Origin of the sequence: Nocardia amamiensis NBRC 102102 (genome assembly GCF_001612745.1) — a bacterium.
GTDB lineage: Bacteria > Actinomycetota > Actinomycetes > Mycobacteriales > Mycobacteriaceae > Nocardia > Nocardia amamiensis.
On sequence record NZ_BDBA01000047.1, the window covers coordinates 1 to 18638 of the forward strand.

The 18638-nt window shown below is 67.3% G+C and carries 20 protein-coding genes; 15 read left to right on the forward strand and 5 right to left on the reverse strand.

Annotation, left to right across the window (positions count from 1 at the left end; genetic code table 11):
• Positions 1-1321, reverse strand: a 1321-nt coding sequence (locus NA4_RS12000; RefSeq protein WP_373862778.1) for a UvrD-helicase domain-containing protein, incomplete at its 3' end; no start/stop codon positions are given.
• 72 nt (positions 1322-1393) lie between these two features.
• Here NA4_RS12000 and NA4_RS12005 point away from each other — a divergent pair.
• The 10 genes from NA4_RS12005 (at position 1394) to NA4_RS12045 (ending at position 11055) form a co-directional block, all read left to right on the forward strand.
• Positions 1394-2170: an alpha/beta hydrolase gene (locus NA4_RS12005; protein WP_067468700.1), complete on the forward strand. Its 777-nt coding sequence runs from the start codon at positions 1394-1396 to the stop codon at positions 2168-2170.
• 4 nt (positions 2171-2174) lie between these two features.
• Positions 2175-2477, forward strand: a complete 303-nt coding sequence (locus tag NA4_RS12010; RefSeq protein WP_067468703.1) for an MGMT family protein — start codon at positions 2175-2177, stop codon at positions 2475-2477.
• A 56-nt stretch (positions 2478-2533) separates the two neighbouring features.
• On the forward strand, positions 2534-3289 hold the full coding sequence (locus tag NA4_RS12015) for a VOC family protein (protein ID WP_067468706.1): 756 nt from the start codon (positions 2534-2536) through the stop codon (positions 3287-3289).
• Positions 3290-3371: 82 nt separating this feature from the next.
• A complete protein-coding gene (locus NA4_RS12020; RefSeq protein ID WP_084497009.1) occupies positions 3372-5114 on the forward strand; it encodes an NTP transferase domain-containing protein in 1743 nt (580 codons plus the stop codon).
• A 548-nt stretch (positions 5115-5662) separates the two neighbouring features.
• Entirely contained in the window at positions 5663-5833 is a 171-nt protein-coding gene (locus tag NA4_RS40270; RefSeq protein ID WP_157128960.1) for a hypothetical protein, read from the forward strand.
• A gap of 155 nt (positions 5834-5988) precedes the next feature.
• Positions 5989-6339, forward strand: a complete 351-nt coding sequence (locus tag NA4_RS12025) for a DUF1330 domain-containing protein (RefSeq protein ID WP_067468709.1) — start codon at positions 5989-5991, stop codon at positions 6337-6339.
• 79 nt (positions 6340-6418) lie between these two features.
• On the forward strand, positions 6419-8269 hold the full coding sequence (locus NA4_RS12030; RefSeq protein WP_067468779.1) for a bifunctional S-methyl-5-thioribose-1-phosphate isomerase/methylthioribulose 1-phosphate dehydratase: 1851 nt from the start codon (positions 6419-6421) through the stop codon (positions 8267-8269).
• Complete coding sequence (locus NA4_RS12035; protein ID WP_067468711.1) at positions 8266-8841, forward strand: 1,2-dihydroxy-3-keto-5-methylthiopentene dioxygenase; 576 nt, start codon at positions 8266-8268, stop codon at positions 8839-8841. The genes NA4_RS12030 and NA4_RS12035 overlap by 4 nt, the downstream gene beginning before the upstream one ends.
• Positions 8838-9530 carry an acireductone synthase gene (gene mtnC, locus NA4_RS12040; protein WP_067468714.1) on the forward strand — a complete coding sequence of 231 codons (693 nt, stop codon included), beginning with the start codon at positions 8838-8840 and terminating at the stop codon, positions 9528-9530. Before NA4_RS12035 ends, mtnC begins: the two co-directional genes overlap by 4 nt.
• 331 nt (positions 9531-9861) lie before the next feature.
• Positions 9862-11055 (forward strand): cytochrome P450 family protein, encoded by a 1194-nt coding sequence (locus tag NA4_RS12045; RefSeq protein ID WP_157128961.1) that lies wholly within the window; start codon positions 9862-9864, stop codon positions 11053-11055.
• On the opposite strand, the gene NA4_RS43640 is transcribed toward NA4_RS12045, so the two are convergent.
• Complete coding sequence (locus NA4_RS43640; RefSeq protein WP_373862779.1) at positions 11014-11787, reverse strand: hypothetical protein; 774 nt, start codon at positions 11785-11787, stop codon at positions 11014-11016. The two genes, NA4_RS12045 and NA4_RS43640, sit on opposite strands and share 42 nt — an antisense overlap.
• On the opposite strand from NA4_RS43640, the gene NA4_RS12050 reads away from it, so the two are divergent.
• The gene (locus NA4_RS12050; protein ID WP_067468781.1) at positions 11758-12222 is read left to right on the forward strand and encodes an NUDIX hydrolase; all 465 of its coding nucleotides are present in this window, start codon (positions 11758-11760) and stop codon (positions 12220-12222) included. The genes NA4_RS43640 and NA4_RS12050 overlap by 30 nt on opposite strands.
• Here the strand turns inward: NA4_RS12050 and NA4_RS12055 are convergent.
• From NA4_RS12055 to tmk, 3 genes are read right to left on the reverse strand one after another with little or no spacing between them, the layout of a single operon-like run.
• Positions 12219-13691, reverse strand: coding sequence for a B12-binding domain-containing radical SAM protein (locus NA4_RS12055; protein ID WP_067468720.1), 1473 nt, complete (start codon positions 13689-13691; stop codon positions 12219-12221). The genes NA4_RS12050 and NA4_RS12055 overlap by 4 nt on opposite strands.
• Positions 13660-14457: a DNA glycosylase family protein gene (locus tag NA4_RS12060; RefSeq protein WP_218022291.1), complete on the reverse strand. Its 798-nt coding sequence runs from the start codon at positions 14455-14457 to the stop codon at positions 13660-13662. Before NA4_RS12060 ends, NA4_RS12055 begins: the two co-directional genes overlap by 32 nt.
• Before the next feature lie 50 nt (positions 14458-14507).
• Complete coding sequence (tmk, locus tag NA4_RS12065; RefSeq protein WP_218022292.1) at positions 14508-15191, reverse strand: dTMP kinase; 684 nt, start codon at positions 15189-15191, stop codon at positions 14508-14510.
• 214 nt (positions 15192-15405) lie between these two features.
• On the opposite strand from tmk, the gene NA4_RS12070 reads away from it, so the two are divergent.
• The 4 genes from NA4_RS12070 (at position 15406) to NA4_RS12085 (ending at position 18489) form a co-directional block, all read left to right on the forward strand.
• Positions 15406-16701 carry a helix-turn-helix domain-containing protein gene (locus NA4_RS12070; protein ID WP_281180006.1) on the forward strand — a complete coding sequence of 432 codons (1296 nt, stop codon included), beginning with the start codon at positions 15406-15408 and terminating at the stop codon, positions 16699-16701.
• 7 nt (positions 16702-16708) lie between these two features.
• Positions 16709-17626: an aminoglycoside phosphotransferase family protein gene (locus tag NA4_RS12075; protein ID WP_067468726.1), complete on the forward strand. Its 918-nt coding sequence runs from the start codon at positions 16709-16711 to the stop codon at positions 17624-17626.
• A 99-nt stretch (positions 17627-17725) separates the two neighbouring features.
• Complete coding sequence (locus tag NA4_RS12080; RefSeq protein WP_067468729.1) at positions 17726-17995, forward strand: hypothetical protein; 270 nt, start codon at positions 17726-17728, stop codon at positions 17993-17995.
• An 11-nt stretch (positions 17996-18006) separates the two neighbouring features.
• On the forward strand, positions 18007-18489 hold the full coding sequence (locus NA4_RS12085; protein WP_174552932.1) for a hypothetical protein: 483 nt from the start codon (positions 18007-18009) through the stop codon (positions 18487-18489).
• Positions 18490-18638: the final 149 nt, after the last annotated feature.

Consider the following 18638-nt stretch of genomic DNA (forward strand, 5'->3'; position numbering starts at 1 on the left):
GGCGCAGCGGCGCCAGCGACAGCGGCACCGAACGGACGATCACCGCCATCCGCGACCACGGCACCCCGGCGGTGAGGTGCGCGCGGCGCAAATGGTCGGCGATCAGCGCGGCCTCCTTCGCGGGCGTGGCGAGCACGCGGACCCGCACCTCGGCGCTTTCGTCCTGTGGCGCCACCTGGTCGGGCACCGGAAAGCGCTGTGGCGCGGCGCCGGGCAGACGAGCGGCTATCCGCGCGACCGCCAGCCGCACCTGACCGCTGAACCGGTGGTTGTCCCGCAGCACGATGCGCTGGCCGTCCGGCGCGTCCAGGTCGGCGACGAACCGCGCGTCCGCGCCGCGGAAGGCGAACACGGCCTGATCGGGATCGCCCGCGATCACCGTGGTCCGCGCGCTGCGCCCGATCGCCTTGACCAGGATCGCTGCCTGCGGGTCGAGGTGCTGGGCGTCGTCGACCAGCAGGTATCCGATTCTGGAGCGTTCCGCGGCAAGCAGATTCGGGTCGGCGGCCAGCGCGTCCAGCGCCGCGCCGACCAGTTCGGCGGCGTCCAGCGCGGGCGCCGTCGCCTCCGGCGCCTCCACGCCGACCGACCAGCGCAACAGCATGGTCTGTTCGTAGCGGAGCGCGAATTCGCCCGCCGCCACCCATTCCGGCTTGGCATGCTCACGGCCGAGGCGAACCAGGTCCTCCGGCCCGATACCGCGCTCGGTGGCCCGGAGCATGAGATCGCGCAACTGCTCGGCGAATCCACCGAGCGCCAGCGCGGGCCGTAGTCGCTGCGGCCACAACCCGTTCGCGCCCGCGGCGATATCCGCCAAGTCGCCGCGCAACATCTCGCGCAGCACCGCGTCCTGCTCGGCGCCGGTCAGCAAACGCGGTGGCGGGTTGCTGTGCGCCGTCGCGTGTCTGCGCAGCACGGAGAAAGCGTACGAGTGCACGGTGCGCACCAGCGGCTCTCGTGTGGCGCCGGGCACACCACCCTCGGCGCCGGGACCCGGCCCGGCCAGCCGCGCGCTGATGGCGTCGCGCACCGCACGCGCCGCCTGCTTCGAATGGGCCAGCACCAGCACGGATTCGGGATCGGCCCCGGCTGCGATGCGCGCGGCCGCGATATCGACGAGCAAGGACGTCTTGCCTGTACCAGGGCCGCCGAGCACCTGCCAGGGCCGCCACCCCGGGCGCGCAGGCCCGTCCCCGGCCGCGGCGTCCAGCAGCGCGCGAACGTCGGCGCCCCAGTCTCGCGGCCGGGGCGCCACCACATTCCGGCGAACAAGTCGCACCGCGCCATCCGATCGCACCACGCGGGCTATTGCAACAGACACGACCGACACGCCGGTACACCCCTCCGCTCGACTGGCTCTGCGCGCGATTCCGGCGCAGGTCACAATGAACCGGTGTCTGTTTTGAATGTCCACCGGTTCGGTCCGACGACCGGACCGGTGGTGCTCGCCCTGCACGGTGTGACCGGTCACGGCAAACGCTGGGAAGACCTGGCCACCCGGCATCTGCCCGACGTCCGCGTGCTCGCCCCCGACCTGCGCGGACACGGTCGCTCGACCGCGCTGCCGCCGTGGAACTTCGAGACCATCGTCGCCGACCTCGTCGACCTGCTCGCCGCCGAGGCCGACGGACCGGTTGTGGTGGTCGCGCATTCGTTCGGCGGCGCGTGCGCGCTGCATCTGGCGCACCGACATCCGGAATTGGTACGCAAGCTGGTGCTGCTCGACCCGGCCATCGCGCTGGAACCGGAATGGCTCAACCGGATCGCGCTGTCCACGCTGGTCTCGGCCGACTACGACAGCGCCGAGCAGGCCCGCCAGGACAAGCTGGACAGTGGCTGGAGCGACGTGGAGCCGCGCCTGCTGGAGGCCGAGCTCTTCGAACATCTGATGCCGACCGCGGACGGACGATTCGGCTGGCGGATGAGCCTGCCCGCCATCAACTCCTATTGGGGCCAGCTGGCCCGGCACTGGGTGCTGCCGCCGCGTGAGCTGTGCACCGTGCTGGTGCAGGCGATGAAGGTCGATCCGCCGTTCGTGACGCCGGAGTTCCGCGCGGCGCTCACCGAGCATATGGGCGCCAGCCTGACGGTGCTGGAGTGGAATTGCGATCACATGGTCGCCCAGGCGTATCCGGCCGAGACCGGCGAACTCGTGCGCTCGGTGCTCTGATCCGATGCCGACGAGCGACGCCCAGATCGAGCAGGTGCGCGCGTTGGTGGCGTCGATCCCGCGCGGCCGGGTGGCCACCTACGGCGACATCGCCGCGGCCGCCGGCCTGTCCACGCCGCGCACGGTGGGCTGGATCATGCGCACCGACGCCGCCGACTTGCCCTGGCATCGGGTGCTCGGCGCGAGCGGCCGGCCTGCCGCGCATCTGGCCCATCGCCAGCTGCGCCTGCTCGCCGAGGAGGGCGTGCCGATCCGGGACGGACGCGTCGACCTGGGCGTCGCCCGCCTCCCGCTGCCCGACCGCTGAGCGGGGGGCCTGCCGAAAGAGCTCCGCGACGGACCGGCGGCCAGTACCGTTGAGCCATGCCCACCCGCCTGGCGTGTGTCGTATTCGATGCCGACCGGCCGCGGTTGGTCGCGGACTTCTGGGCCGAACTGCTCGGCTGGTGCGTGACGCACGAGGGTCCTGATCGAGTGGACGTCGCGGCCGCCGAGGCCGACGGCCCCGGGCTTGCCCTCACCTTCCTGCCCGCACTGCGGGCCAAGATCGGCAAGAACCGCCTGCACCTCGATCTGGCCACCCGCTCGCTCGACCATCAGCGCACCCAGGTGGACCGGGCGCTGGCGCTGGGGGCGCGACGGGTGAACATCGGCCAGGGCGCGGTGCCGTGGACGGTGCTCGCCGATCCGGAGGGCAACGAGTTCTGCGTGCTCGAGCCCAGGGAGGAGTACGTGGACACCGGAGCCGTCGCGGCGATCGTGGTCGACACCCGCGACCCGGCGCGCCTGGCCGAATTCTGGTCGATCGCCACCGGCTGGCCGTTCACCCACCGCGGCGCGCGACTGGCCGGGCTGCGTTCGGCCGCCGGGCTCGGCTCCTGGCTGGAATTCGTGCACACCCCGGACGCCGGCTCCGGTCGCACCAGGCTGCATCTGGATCTCGCCTCGCTGCCTGCCGACGACCAGGCCGCCGAGGTGGACAGGCTGCGTGCCGCGGGCGCCAGGACGGTCGATCGGGCCGCCCCGGCTCCCGACCACGAGACCGAACTCGTGCTCGCCGACCCGGAAGACAACGAGTTCCGGCTGCTGCGGTCGGCCCGCTTCTGGTCGAACGCCTGATCCGCACCGTCCGCTCCCCGGCTTCCCGGCACCGACGAATTAGCATGGCCGCCATGGTGTACCTAGCTCGAGGTCGAGGCGTGTGACGGCCGTCGACGCGATCGTGCTCGCGGGCGGCCGGGCCAGCCGGATGGGCGGAGTGGACAAACCCGCGATCGTCATCGGCGGCCGTTCCATGCTCGAGGTGGCGCTCGCCGCGGTTGCTTCCTGCGCGCACACCGTGGTGGTCGGGCCGCACCGGCCGGAGCTGCCGCCGCAGATCATCCAGGTCAGGGAGGTGCCGCCGGGCTCGGGGCCGGTGGCGGCGATCGGTACGGGATTGCGCGCGCTCGGCTCCGCCGCGCCGCTGGTCGCGGTGCTCGCCGCGGATCTGCCGTTCCTGTCGGAGTGGGCGCTCGCCGAACTCCTGCGGCACGCCAACGAGTCCGGCGCGGACGCGGTGTTCGCGGCCGACGAATCGGGTCGTCCGCAATATCTGATCGGGGTGTGGCGGCGCTCCGCGCTGGTGGCCGCGCTGGACGGGCTCGGCGCGCTGATCAACCAGCCGATGAAGGCGCTGGTGCCCGCCGACGCCGCAATCATCCCGCTGCCCGGGGTCGGCGACTGCGACACCGAGGAGCAGGTGCGGCAGGCCAGGGCAGCGGTCGAGACACCGCGCAGGCATCCTCCGCTCGAGCTCGACGACGCGCGCGAGCTTTTGCGCGGCAGGCTCTCCCAGCTGACCGAGTACGAGGCCGACCTGCGTTCGGTGACCGGCGCCGCGCTCGCGGGCCCGCTGACGGCGGCCGGGCCGCTGCCCCGCTTCGACGTGTCCGCGATGGACGGCTACGCGGTGGCGGGCGACGGGCCGTGGCGCCTGCGCCGCGATATCGGGTTTGCGGGCGGGCGGCGTCCGGTGGGGCTGCTGTCCGGCGAGGCAGTGCGGATCGCGACCGGCGCGCATGTGCCGGACGGCACCACCGGCGTGCTGCGCGACGAGTTCGCGCACGTCGCCGAGGAAACCCTCTACCGGCTGCCGGACACCCCGCCGCGCGACGACATCCGCCGCAGCGGCGAGGACCGCGAGGTCGGCGATCTTGTCGCGCCGGAAGGCACGCCGGTCACCGCGGCGCTGGTCTCCGCGGCCGCGAGCGTCGAGGTCACCACGGCGCCGGTGCGCGGCCCGGTGCGCGCGCGCATCGTCATGACCGGGGACGAGATCCGCAGCGAGGGTCCGCTGCAGGCGGGCCAGACCCGCGACTCGATCGGCCCGATCCTGCCGGACCTGCTGTCGTGGTATGGCATCCACACTGTCGACCGGGTGCACCTGCGTGACACTCCGCACGGCTTCGACGAGGTCATGGCCGCCTCGCCGGACGGCGACCTGCTGGTGATCGTGGGCGCGACCGGCGGCGGGGCCGCCGACCAGCTGCGTGCCGCCCTCACCCGCGCCGGGGCCGAGATCGTCGTGCCGCGCCTGCGCCTGCGTCCCGGCGGTTCCACCGTCGTCGCCGAGCTCGGGTCCGGTACCACGGTGCTCGGTCTGCCCGGAAACCCGTTCGCCGCCATCGCGACGCTCATGGCCTTGGCACCCGCGATCGTCGAGGGTCGCACGGGCGCGTCTGCGGCGCGTTCGCTGCGCGGACCATTGCGCAACGGCGCCGAGGTCGCGGGTCAAGTGCCACGTATCGTCCCCGCCCGCGCCGTCGAAGAGGGCGGATGGGTCGGCGACCCGATCGTTCGCACCGCGCATCTGGGCGGCCTGGTCGACCGCGATGGTCTGGTCGTCGTCCCGCCCGACGCTGTCGACGGCGCGATCGTCGAGTTCCTTCCGCTGCGCTACTGAGCGCCGAACAGGAGTCCGGCATGACCAACGGGCCAGCAGGTACGCTACTTCTCTGCGCACCAAAACTGTTGTGAGACTGTGGATTCCAGCAACGACGTGCAGAAGGTACCGGCCACGGCACCCACCTCCCTGACCGCGACATTCATGGAAAGCGTTCCGCCGCAAGTTGTTTCGTATGGCCGCGACCATGGCTGCAGGCCGAACGACCGCATGCCCACGACAGCAGAATTGAATTCGTCGCCATATGCGCGAAGGGCGCAGGGCGCAGGCCATATCGGCACCGCGAAACCCCCGAGAGGGCCTTCGATTGTTCCTGATTACATTTCGGTAGAGCCACTCCCGATCGGCCGGGAAAAATGTATCATCCGCCACCCGCGCATCGGCATTTGCCAGTGAATACCGTCGCTAATAGTGCTTCTACCTGCGGAAATGTAAACAATCAGCCGCTACGGACCATATTTTTCACTTTCTCTTCCGCAAGTCATATCCGCTCGCTATCGTTTGAGTTGTTAGGCGAATATCAATCCCCCGGAAAGGACCGAGTGGAGATGGCTGAAAAGTCGAAGAAAACGCCTAAGAAAATGCCGAAGCAGATGCCGAGGCAGCAGCAGCAACAGCGCCAGGAGCAGGGCATGCCCGAAGGCATGAACCCGGAGAGCCGTCGGGGCAGCAAGTCCGAGGGCGACCGGCGCGGCGAGCAGGACCGCCGCTACAGCTGATCTGCGCCCTCGCCGCGCCGCCGGTCCCCTCTCCTCCCGGGACCGGCGGCTGCGGTCTGTTCGGCGCCTTTATCTCCGCGGTAATTGCCGCCCGTGCAGCGCGGACCTACGGTCGGTTCGACGCCATCCCCGGCGCCATCGAACGAAGGAACGCCATGCCCGCCTATGGCTTCGCCCACCTGCGCAATCGAAGGCCGCACCCCGACATTCCGGAGTACCTGGAACGCATCCAGGCCACCCTGGACCCATTCGGCGGCCGTTTCGTCATCCACGGGCCCCCGGTCGAAGTCGTGGAGGGCAGCTGGCCCGGCAGCATGGTGCTGATCGAGTTCCCCGGCATGACCGAGGCACGGGACTGGTACCACTCGCCCGCCTACCAGCAGATCCTGCCGCTGCGCGCCGATCACATCGACGGCGACCTGCTGCTGATCGAGGGCGTCGGCCCCGACTACGACCCCAGCGAACTCGCCGCGAAGCTGCGCGCCGAGACCACCGGGGCAGGCTGACGCGACTACGGGCCGTCCAACGCCGTCCGATACCGTTGACCAGGCACGACCCTGCTCGACGTGACGAAGGATGCGCCTGATGGACGACAGCTCTCTGCTCTGGGACGACGGTGCACTCGTCACCATCGACCAGCGCGGACTGCCGCATGAGGTGCGCGAACTGCGGCTGAGCACGGTCGACCAGGTCATCGACGCGATCACGACGCTGGCCGTCCGCGGCGCGCCCGCCATCGGCATCGCGGGGGCGTTCGGCGTGGTCATCGCTACCGCCGCGCACACCGTCGCGGGCGTGGTCGACGAGGCCGCGGTGCAGGCCGAGGCGGATCGGATCGCGGCAGCGCGCCCCACCGCCGTCAACCTGGCCTGGGCGGTGCGGCGAGTCCGCGCGAAGGTGGCCGAGGGCGCGGACGCGGTGCTCGCCGAGACGCTGGACATGCTGGCCGAAGACGGGCGGGTCAACCGGGCGGCCGCCACCAACGCCGCCGACCTGGTGCAGGGCCTTTGTCCGGACCGGCCGCTGCGGGTCCTCACACACTGCAACACCGGCAGGCTCGCGACCAGCGCGTTCGGCACCGCCATCGGCACCCTTCGGGTGCTGTCCGAGCGCGGCGCGATCGAGCAGGTGCTGGTAGACGAGACCCGCCCGCTGTTGCAGGGCGCGCGCCTGACCGCCTGGGAACTGGCCGAAGCGGGCATCCCGCACCGGCTGACCATCGACTCCGCGGCGGCGTGGGCGATGGCGACCGGGCAGGTCGACTGCGTGCTGGTGGGCGCCGACCGGGTCACCGCCAACGGCGACGTCGCCAACAAGATCGGCACCTACGGCCTCGCGCTGGCCGCCCGGCACCACGGCATTCCCTTCGTCGTGGTCGCCCCCGAATCGACCCGCGACCCGGGCATGGCCACCGGCTGCGAGATCGTCGTGGAGGAACGCTCGGCCCATGAGGTCACCGGATTCGGCGGTGTGGCAACGGCTCCCGCGCAGACCGAGGTCTTCAACCCAGCGTTCGACGTGACGCCGGGTGAGCTGGTGACCGCGGTGGTCACCGAGAACGGCGTCGTCCACCGCAACGATCCTTCCCACGGTGCGGCGATCGCGGACAGTCCCCGCGAGCTCCAGCCCGATCCGTCCCACGGCGAGGCAATCCCCGGCACCCCCTCCGAGCTCCGGCCCGGTACATCCCACGGCGAGGCAATCGCCGACGTCCCCCATGAGCTCCGTTCCGATGTCCCGCACAGCACGGCTATCGCGGAGAGCCCCCGCGAACTCCGGCCCGATCCGTCCCACGGTGCGGCGATCGCGGACATCGCCCGCGAGCTCTACCGGCGCGGGTGGATGCCCGGTACGGCGGGCAATATCTCGGTGCGCACCGGCGCGACCGCCGTCGTCACCGGCAGTGGGCTGTCCAAAGGCGAACTCACCGAGCGCGACATGGTGACCGTGCGGGTGGCGGATTCCGCGCCGGTGTCCGGCAACGGGCGCAAACCGTCAGCGGAGACCACGATCCACACCGCTGTCTACCGGACCCGCTCCGCCCAGGCCGTGGTCCACATCCACCCGCCGTTCGCCACCGCGTTGGCCACCCGCTCGGCCGCGCCCGGCTCGCTGACCACTCTTCGGATCACCGACTACGAACTGATCAAAGGGCTCGGCGGCACCGATCCGGCCGTCGCGGACATCCCGGCGTTCCCGAACTGGCCCGACGTGCCGCGCATCGGTGCCGACATCGAGCGCTACCTCCTCGACCACCCCGACGCTCTCCCGGTCCTGTTCATCGCCGGGCACGGGATCACCGCGTGGGGGGATAATCTCCCTCAGGCGCGCGATCGCGCCGAATGCCTGGAAGCGTTGTGCGAGCTGGTGTCCCGCACCGGCAGTCCGGCGGCGTTCGGCTCCCGCGACGACATTCTCGAGATTGGACTGACATGACCCTGCTGCAGGTGATGGCCGCCGACAACGCGGCCGACGTGCGTGTCCGCACCACCGACGACGAACAGATCGGCACCGAACTGGCCCGGCACGGCATCACGTTCGGCCGCTGGCCGGTGGTCGAGAACGCCACGTCCGTGTCCTCCGACGACCTGCTCGCCCACTACACGAGCAACGTCGCCGAGCTCAACGAGTCCGGCCGCTACAAGCACATCGACATCGCCCGCATCCACCCCGACGACAGCGACCCGAACTGGCCCGAGATCGCCAAGGGCGCGCGCGGCAAGTTCCTCGACGAGCACCGGCACGCCGAGGACGAGGTGCGCTTCTTCGCCGCCGGACGCGGCTGCTTCTACCTGCATCTGGGCCGCGAGGTCCTGGCCGTGGTCTGCGAAGGCGGCGACCTGCTGTCCGTGCCCGCGGGCACGCTGCACTGGTTCGACATGGGCGAGCGCCCGGATTTCATCGCCATCCGCTTCTTCGAGGAGGAAGACGGCTGGGTCGGCGACTTCACCGGCGACAAGATCAGCGCGGGCTTCCCCACCCTCGACGAGCTGCTGACCGCGCCGTGACCGGCGCAATCGTCCTCGACATCGAAGGCACCACCAGCCCCACCGCCTCGGTCCGCGAAGACCTGTACGGCTACACCCGGCAACGGCTTCCGTCGTGGCTGGCCGAGAACAGTGCCACCACCGCCGCGCCCGTGCTGGCCGCGACCAGAGAGCTGGCCGGTCGCCCCGAGGCCGACCCCGCCGAGGTCGCCGCGATCCTGCGGGAATGGCTCGACTCGGACGTGAAGGCCGAACCGCTCAAGACCGCCCAGGGCCTCATCTGCGCGGAAGGTTTCCGCAATGGAGCACTGCACGGCGAATTCTTTCCCGATGTGCCGCCCGCGCTCGCCGCGTGGCATGCCGCCGGCTTCGCGCTGTACGTCTACTCGTCGGGATCGGTACGCAATCAACAGGATTGGTTCGCCTTCGCGCGCGACGGCAGCCTGTCCGGGTTGATCAGCGGGTACTTCGACCTGTCGACAGCGGGCGGCAAGCGCGAATCCTCGTCGTACGAGAAGATCGCGGGCGCCATAGGCGTGCCGTCCCAGCGCATCCTGTTCCTGTCCGACCACCCGGACGAACTCGACGCCGCCGTCGCCGCTGGCTGGCGCGCTGTCGGGCTGGCCCGCCCCGGGGAGCCCAATCCGCCACGGAAGCCGCATCATTGGGTCGACACGTTCGCCGACATCGATCCCGCTGACCAGCACTGACAGCGGCGCGCATCCATCACCTCAGCGCCGCAACCACTTTCGCAACCTAGGTATGCCGATCTCAGTCGCGCAATGCGCCACGCGCATTGCGCGGCCACCTCCGCGAGAAGCTTTCGGCCGATGACTCTGGGTCGACCTCTCAGTCGCATCTCCCGACCGGATGCCCATGATCGTCAAATAGACAGCGGTGGTTACTATTTGATAGTCCCGACGGACAACTGCACGGCACTGCGCGATTCCGACAACGCACCCCAATGGTCTGGAGTTCCCTTTGAGCACGCCCGAGTTCTCGGCGGATGGCCCTTCTTGTCCGGTCGTCCACGGCTCGCCGATGGGTTCCGACGATTCGCGGGTGTCGCTGCATTCGCCCGAGTTCGCTGTCGATCCACACCGTACCTACCGTGAAATGCGAAGGCAGTACGGATCTTTGGTCCCGGTGGAGCTGGCGCCGGGCGTGCCGGCCACGTTGGTGATCGGCTATCACAACGCGCTGCGGATCCTCAACGATCCTGAGCACTTTCCGGCCGATCCCCGTACTTGGCAGAAGAACATCCCCGCCGACTGCCCGGTCCTTCCGATCATGGAGTGGCGCCCCACCGGGAGTAGAAACGCCGGGGTGGACTTGCTGCGCTACCGGCAGGCCATCACCGCGAGCATCGATCAGGTAAATCTGTACGGTATCCAAGCCACCGTGCAGAAGATCGCCATCCCGCTGATCAACAGCTTCTGTCAGGCCGGTACGGCCGATCTGATCAGTCAGTACGCCTTCCCACTGACGTTCGAGGTCGTCAATGCCATGCTCGGCTGCCCGCCAGAGATAGGTCGTCGGGTCGCCGCCGGTATGGCCGCGATCTTCGAGGGCATCGAGGCCGAAAAGGGCAACATCATGCTCAGCGAGGCGATTCTGGAACTGGTGACCTTCAAACGGGGCGATCCTGGCAACGACGTCACCACGCTGCTACTACAGCACCCAGCCGAACTCGACGAGCTGGAGATGGTCCACCAGGTGGTGAGCTTCTACGGTGCGGGGATCGAGGTGCAACTGAACCTGATCGTCAATACCCTGCTGCTGATCCTCACCGACAACCGGTTCGGCGCAACTGTCGTGGGCGGGAGCCTGTCCACCCGCGACGCCCTCGACGAGCTCTTGTTCAACGACCCGCCGCTGGCCAACATGTTGATCACCTACCCCAAGCAGCCGATCCTCATCGACGACGTCTGGCTGCCCGCGCACCAGCCGGTCGTCGTCAGCATGACCGCCTGCAACAACGACCCCGCAATCCGGGCCAAGGATCAGACCGGTAATCGCTCGCATCTGGCATGGGGCCTCGGACCACACGCCTGCCCCGCCCGATCCCTGTCCTACCTGATCGCTCAGGAGGCCATCGATCAACTTCTCGATGCGCTGCCCGAGATGCGGCTGGCCGTACCGGCCGGAGGACCGACCTGGCGGCCTGGCCCCTTCCATCGGGCCTTAGCGGCTCTACCGGTCACTTTTCCCCCTTCTCCGGTGAACGCGTTCTGAGAATCTACGGTGCTCGCGGCTTCCTCGATCCGGCTGTGCCGTCAGGATCTTCGCGCTCTGCGCGCAATCCCGCGGCTGCTCAAAGGCGTTAGGTAGCTCGTGCGGAATGGCGTCCATGATCGCGCGAGCACCCTGACGCAGCAGGTCAGCGCCGACAAAGAAGCCCAATGCCTCCGGCTCCTCTCCGACGCCCCAATGGTGGGAGTCCAGCCACTGCGAGCCGTCAGGTGTGAACACCCTGCCGCGCAACGACAGTCGGCCAGCGGGGTCGATGGAGGCGTATCCGGCGATCGGTGAGTTGCAATGCCCCTGCAACGCGTGAAGCAATGGCCCGTTCGGCCGTGGCTTGTCTTTGAGTGCTGGGATCGTCGAGCCGCGCTGCGTGGTCGAGTAGTTCGGTGTCGTCGGCGCGGCATTGCAGGGCAATGATGCCCGCCCCGATTGGGGGGCACATCGTTTCGAGGTCGAGTGTTTCGGTGATCCGACATCCCTGTCGCCGATCTGTGCAAGAAAGCGAAGTCGTGCTCGGGCCGTGGATGCCGCAAGGTCCGTTAGGGGGACCCACGGCGGCACAATGACGATCCGTGCTGGTCGACACTGCGGGTGCCGGTACGGCCGGGTCGAAGCCAACGGAGGTCCGGTGGAGACAAGATCGTCGGTGCCGTATCGTCTCGGCCGACCGTGGAACGCGAGGAGATGCCGATGGCCGATCGTCACCTGGTAGACGTTCATATCCTGCTCGTGCGCGACCGCGAGCTACTGCTCACTCAGCGCCGTGGGGATATGTTCGCAGGCCAGTGGCATCTACCATCGGGCAAGCTGGACGCGGGCGAGCCGATCACCGCTGCCGCCGTCCGTGAAGCTCATGAGGAAGTCGGCGTGCTCATCGACCCGACCGACCTCCGATTCGTCCACGCGGTACACGCCGCCGGTTCAGGCCCGGAGCCGCGACTGGGACTGTTCCTTCAGGCACGGCGATGGGTCGGGGAGCCCGTGAACCAAGAACCGGAGAAGTGCGCGGCTGTGCGGTGGTTCCCGATCGACCAACTGCCCGACGACTTGATCGAGTACCCCGCCGTCGGGATCAGGGCGTTCCTCGACGGCGGAGCGCAGTTCAGTGAGCACGGCTGGAATACATCGGCTGCGGTCGCCGGCGTCCGGAGCTAGCCGTTGGTAGCGCGCTCGTGCTGGGTGTGCGCGAGGTCGATCAGTTTGGCACGGATGTAGCTGGTTGGCGCTTCGGCGAGCTGGAGGTTGACCGAGAAGTTGAACTCGTCGCGGGCCAGCATCGACTCGTCGACACCCCCGTCGGTCAGATCCACCGGTGAGTAGTTCAGGAGTTGTTCCGGCTGGTAGCGGCCGGTTGCCATCAGCCGATGCCATTCGGGTGTTCCAGGGTAGGGACGGAATTCGAACACCGAAGCGCGGAACTGGCCGGTCAGCGGTTCGGTGACCTCCCACAATTGGTGGATCAGCTGCTCGGTGGTGTCGATCTCTTTGCGGGTCTCGCCGGGAAATCCGAGGATGAAGTACCCTTTCACGCCGATGCCGCGTTCGGCCAGACGGGTCACCACGCTGACCGCCATCTCGGGGGTGATGCGTTTGTCGATGTACTCGAGCATCCGGGCGCTGCCGGACTCGATGCCGAGCGCAACTTCACGTAACCCGTTGGACGCCAACGTTTCCAGTGTCGCATCAGCGGCTCGATGCAGCACGTTGATGCGGCCGGTGGCATCCCAGCACGCCCAGTCGCCCACGTGTTCAGTGGTGAACGCGCCCATCATCGTGTCGATCACACGGCGTGCTCCCAGGAACAGGTCGTCGACGAACCGGAACGCGGTCACCCCGTGTCGTTCCCGTAGCCGCTCCATTTCGTCGATGATGTTGTGCGGGTTGCGGGTTCGGATGGTGATGTCAGGATTGGCGCTGATCGCCGCTCCGCAGAAGGAGCAGTTGTATGGGCATCCCCGCGCGCCGACCATGTTCGCTTCCCATCGGGCCCGCTCGTAGTGGGGGTCCTGGCACAGGTAGGTTCGGTCGACGAACGGCAATGTGTCGATGTCTGGTGCGAGGTGGTGGGATGCGCCAGGCATTCCGCCTGATACCGGTGACCGCATGATCGGGTCCAGCCACATCACCCCCGGTAAGCGGGATCGGTTGCCGTGATCGTCGAGGAGTTCGCAGACCCGGGTCTCTGCTTCGCCGATGACCAGCGCGGCACAGCGTGTCATGCGTGGATCGATGAGGATCTGGCTCGGCATCGCTTTCGCCTGATGCCCGCCGAGCATGACCTTGATTTCGGGATCGAGACCGGCGGCAATGCGGGCGCTGATCTCGTAGGTGGGTGCGAGCAAGTTGAATCCGGCCCACCGCGGCCGGGTGGTATTGATGAGATCGATCGTCTGGTCGATACCCAATCCGTGGGCTTCGGCATCGAGGACACCGACGTTGAATCCCTGCTGTGCGGCGTAGGTGGCGATGTAGGCCATGCCCAGCACGGGAAGTGTGAAGTCGTTGACTCTGGGCCGCAGACTGTAGTCGCGCAGCGGCGCGTTGACGAACAGCGCGTCCAGCGGGTGGCTCGTGTCGGCTCCGGCGATCAGGTCACGACGGGACCGTTCTGGTGAGGTCGGCATTGTTTATCCCCCATGCGAGAGTAAGTAATGTCCACGCGGACAATTGATTTCCCGCCAGCTCTCGCCATTGTGCCGCGAATCCGGGTTCGTCGTCAGGCCAAGTTCGCTCGGGTGAGATTCGCCTTGCCCAGGTGCGGACAGCGAGATCGGCGTACGGGTACACCGAGAAGTCGTTGGTGAAGTCGGCGACCGCCGCGCCAGCGGTCCACGGACCAATCCGTGGTACCTCCTGTAAGGCCTCGATCAGTTCGAGACGGTCACGGGCAGAACGCGCCATTGCGGTCCAGGCGTCGCCGTATTCGAGGTACGTACGGGCAGCGGCCTGAAGCGTGGGCCGTTTGAACGCGACCCCGAGTTCCGAGAACGCCTGGTCAGACAGTTCCAGGATCTTCTGCGGTTCCGGGAACAGCCATGCTGTGGTGTCACCGTGGCCGACCGGCTGCCCGTGTACGCGGCTGAACAGCAAATACAACTTGCGGGCCTGCCCGGCTCGGATCACCTGCCGCACGATCGCGGTGGCCAGCGCATCCCACAAGTTCGGATTCGCCAGCCGTGCAACCGGGCCAGCAGCCTTCAATCCGATCACCATGTCGTCGGCACCGGCAAGCGCGGCCGGATCGAACTCCTCGAACCGCAACCACCCCTCGGCAGCTCCGGTGTCGGTGATGAGTGTGGCGTGGTGGCCGTCGGTGACTGCACGGTGGGTCACGCGGTCGCTGGCCTGCACCCAACCCGGGTGGTCGAGCATCATCCGTCCGCCGGTCATGCGCTGCTCCCTTCACTGGTTCGTGTTCGGTCATCATCGTTGCGTCCCTGCTATTCGAGGAGTGGAGCGCCCCGATCGGTGTCTGGGTGCGCCTTGATGTGAGGCAGGATGAGGTCTCCGATCGCACGGGCAGTGTCGAACGGCAGACGATGCGTGCAGTCGAACGCGGCAACCGGCCACCCGGCGTCAGCGAGCTCAGCGGCGACCTCGGAGAATCGGTCGGATTGGATCCGACTGCTGTCGCTGGCGCGTTCGAATCGATCGTGCGCGCCTCGCCTGATGAGCCGTGCAGCCAGTGCGCGAACGTCGGCGTGCAGCACCACCGCCAAATCTGGAACCCGTACACCGTGATTGAGCTGCCACACCAACCGCGGGTCGACACCATCGAGAGCTTGCAGCACGAGTGAGGACGGCAGATAGCGGTCACAGACTACGACCACGCCCGCCTCGATCGCGGGAAAGATTTCACTGTCCAGTTGATGATGTCGATCACCAGCAACCAAGCACGCCAACGCGATTCCCCGATAGGTGTCAGCCTGCGCACGGATAAGCTCGCCGAGCACGGTAGGACTGGGCTGTGCCGTGGCGTGCACACGGACCCTTCGGCTGCGCAGATAGCCAACAAGCTCGCGGGCAATACTGGACTTGCCGACTCCTCCCGGCCCGTCGAGAGTAACCAGCATGCCTGCGCCGGTCATCGTATCCGCACTGTCGGGTCGCACCTGGTGACTCATTGTTCTTCTCCATCCACTTCCCGCGCAGCTCCCGCCGGTGGTTGCCACTCGAATATCACTGTCGTCATCAGTTTGTGACCCAGCGCAGGAAGGTCGGGATATGTTTGATGCGGACAGATAAGTGTCCGCATCCGAGGCTGCACCGAAATTGGTCGCATACGACCAGGTCACAGAGGATGAAGCGATGGCACAACAACCGCGTGAGCTGGCCGCCATGGAGTCGGCACGGCAGTTCTTCGGTGCCGAGCTGCGGCACTGGCGACTGTTGCGGGGAATGTCGCACAACCAACTCGGAGCGGTCAGTCATGACAGTGGTTCCCTCATCGGCAAGGTAGAGAAGGCCCAACGGCGTCCCAGTAGGGACTTCGTGCGGCGAATGGACAATGCACTGGAGACCGGCGGCGTCCTCGAGCGCATGTGGATCGACATCAATTCTCCGGCAGCAGAACGGGATTCGATTGACCCACTGGTTCCAGACGAGCCCAATGCACCGTGGGTCGGTTGCGAGGTATTCGACCCGGTGCGGGAATGGTTGGACGAGACTGTTCCGACTTTCGCGACAGGTGTGAACCATAGGCGTGTCGGAACTGCCGATATCGCGGTCATGTGGTCGATGTGCGACGTGTTCGCCAACGCGGACCACCACCTTGGCGGTGGCTATGCCCGCGCGACACTGGCGCGGTTCCTCGATGACGTCGTAGGTCCGGCGTTGCATGGTTCATGCGACAGTCGCACCGCCCCCGAGCTGTATGCGGTCGCGGCGCGACTGTGCGATCTCAGTGGCTTCATGTGCTTCGACTCAGCTCGGCAAGGGCGCGGACAGAAGTACTTTCGGCAAGCTCTTCGCCTCGCCAAGGCGAGCGGCAATGTGGCGTTGGGAGCGCATGTCCTCACGGACATGTCGATGCAGGCGCACTACCTCGGTCGCTCCAAGGAGGCGCTGTGGTTCGGTGCCGCTGCTGTTCGCGCTGCTGACCAGTCGGGTTCACCGAGCACCGCCGCCCGCTGCAACGCGTTGCTGGCACGTGCCTACGCGCTGCGTGGCGACGCGAGCGCGAGCGCAGAAGCGATGGCCGAGGCCGATCGCCGACTGGACCGCGCGCGGCCAGCTGATGAGCCGGATTGGATACGGTTCTTCACCGAGCGGCAGTTGTCGGCCGAGTTCGTGTACGTGGCATACGATGGGCGTCGCTTCCTGGATGTCCAAAGGCACGCACCGATGGTGCTGGCGAATTCCGTAGGGATGGAGCGGCGGCACGTACTGTCAGCTGCCACGCTTGCGGCGTCCTACGTGCCGGTTCACGTCGACACTGCATCGAGTCGGACTACCGAGATCGAGCAAGCCTGTCAGGTGCTCCGGGACACGATGAGCGCCGCGCGGGGATTGACCAGCGCTCGCGGGATCGAGTCGATCAACATCGTTCGCCGGCGGCTGTCACCATACTCTGACATGGCTGTGGTTCAGCAGGTAGAGAATGAATTCCAGTCGACGGTTGCATTGGTCAGATAGGGCTGGCATGTCATCGGAGGAGTTGGCGGCGCTACGCAGCGCGTGCGAAGCGTATGGGTTCGACCCCACGGGTGCGGAACTCATCCACCACTCCAGCAATGCCGTCTACGTTCTGCCTCAACACCGCGTCGTAGGACGGGTGAGCACGATCGAGACCGACGCGGACCGACCGAGACGGACATACGAGGTCACTCAGTGGCTTATCGAGCGGCACGACTTCGCCGCGACCGCTCCGCTACCGGGAGCGCAACCGGACCAGTTCAACGGGTACACGGTCGGGTTCTGGCACTACTATCCGCAAACTAGCAGCACGCCGGGGCCGACATCGAAAGAACTGGGACGCCTCCTACGTTCACTGCACGCCGTACCTACGCCCCAGATCGAACTACAGCAATGGACAGCGCTGGAGTCGCTACACGGGGCATTGCTGGAGGACGACACCACGGAGAGCGCCATCAGTGCGGAAGAGCGCGCGTGGCTGCTGAGGCGCGTCGATGAGATCCGCAAAGAACTGAGCGAACTCGATTGGCCTCTGGGAATTGGACTCATCCATGGCGACGCCTGGGCAGGAAACCTGCTGTGGGACAACACAACCAACCCCCCCAGGGCAATATTGGGAGACTGGGACTGGGTCAGTGTCGGGCCGCGCGAAGTGGATCTCATTCCGACGTGGCACGCCGCGGTGCGTTACGGGCGGGACACGGTCTGGGTGCGCAACTTCATCGAGGAGTACGGGTACGACCTGTCGGACTGGTCCGGATACCACGTTCTGCTGGACATGCGTGATCTCGTTCAGGTAACCGGCCCGCTTCGTCGCGCGGAAGCATCACCCGAGCATGCAGCCCGACTACGGCAACGAATCAACGATATCCGGGCAGGTAGCCGGACGACTTCATGGAGCCAGTACGGCTCGCGCGGGCGGTGAAACCACGGCACCGCCACAGGTTCGGCACCGGGGATCACCACCCCATCTCCGCGGCGCGATCCCTTTCCAAGCACCGATGGCGTCCAATGTATTCCAGGAATGTGGACGGCCGACATCACAGTGCTCGCCATCGACCTGACCAGGGAGGATCTCATGCTGGACCGTCGGCAGGACGCTACCATTCAGGGCGAGGTGGAGGAGGCGTGCCGTGTAAGTCATACCGCGCTGCCGGTGGTCGAACAGACAGCGTCCGACGGTGTGGCCAAGAAGCTCGCCAGGGTGTACAACCGCACCGGACCGTACGTGAACGTTGGCGTGGTGGCCGAGCTGCGAGATCGCATGCGGCCACTCGTCGCGGCGACAGCATAGGAGCAGCCCGCATGGTGCGCATCGGGGTCACCGGGCATATGAACATCACGGAGGCCACGGCGCCGCTGGTGTACCAGGTGGTCCGCGAGCTGCTCACAGACCACGGTGACGGCACCGATTTGGTTGGGGTGAGCTGCATTGCCCGCGGCTCCGACTCGGTGTTCGCGCGAGCCGTCCTCGATGTCGGCGGGCAGCTGGAAGTCGTGCTTCCGTCGCGGAACTACCGGGAGCGGAAGGTGAAGCCCGACCACGCCGAGCTGTTCGATGAACTGATCGGGCGAGCCAGCACCATCCGGGTGATGGATTTCGACGACGCGGGCCGGGAAGCCTACGAGGTGGCCAATGAGGCGATGCTGTCGTCATGCGACCGGCTGATCGCGGTGTGGGACGGCGCTGACAGCCAGCAGGGTGGCACCGGCACGGTGGTGGAGCTGGCCCGCGAACGGGGTGTGCCAGTGGACGTCGTGTGGCCGCACGGAGCGGCCCGGGAGTAGGGCACGGAAACGCTTGCCCAGACATAGCCGAGCATGGACGCCGTCGGCTCACAGGCGCTTTCCCGCGCTCGATCGGCCCCTATCGAGTCCTGGCTTCCGTATGCTATTTCCGATCACAAGCAAACTTTTCGTGAATTGTGATCCAGGCA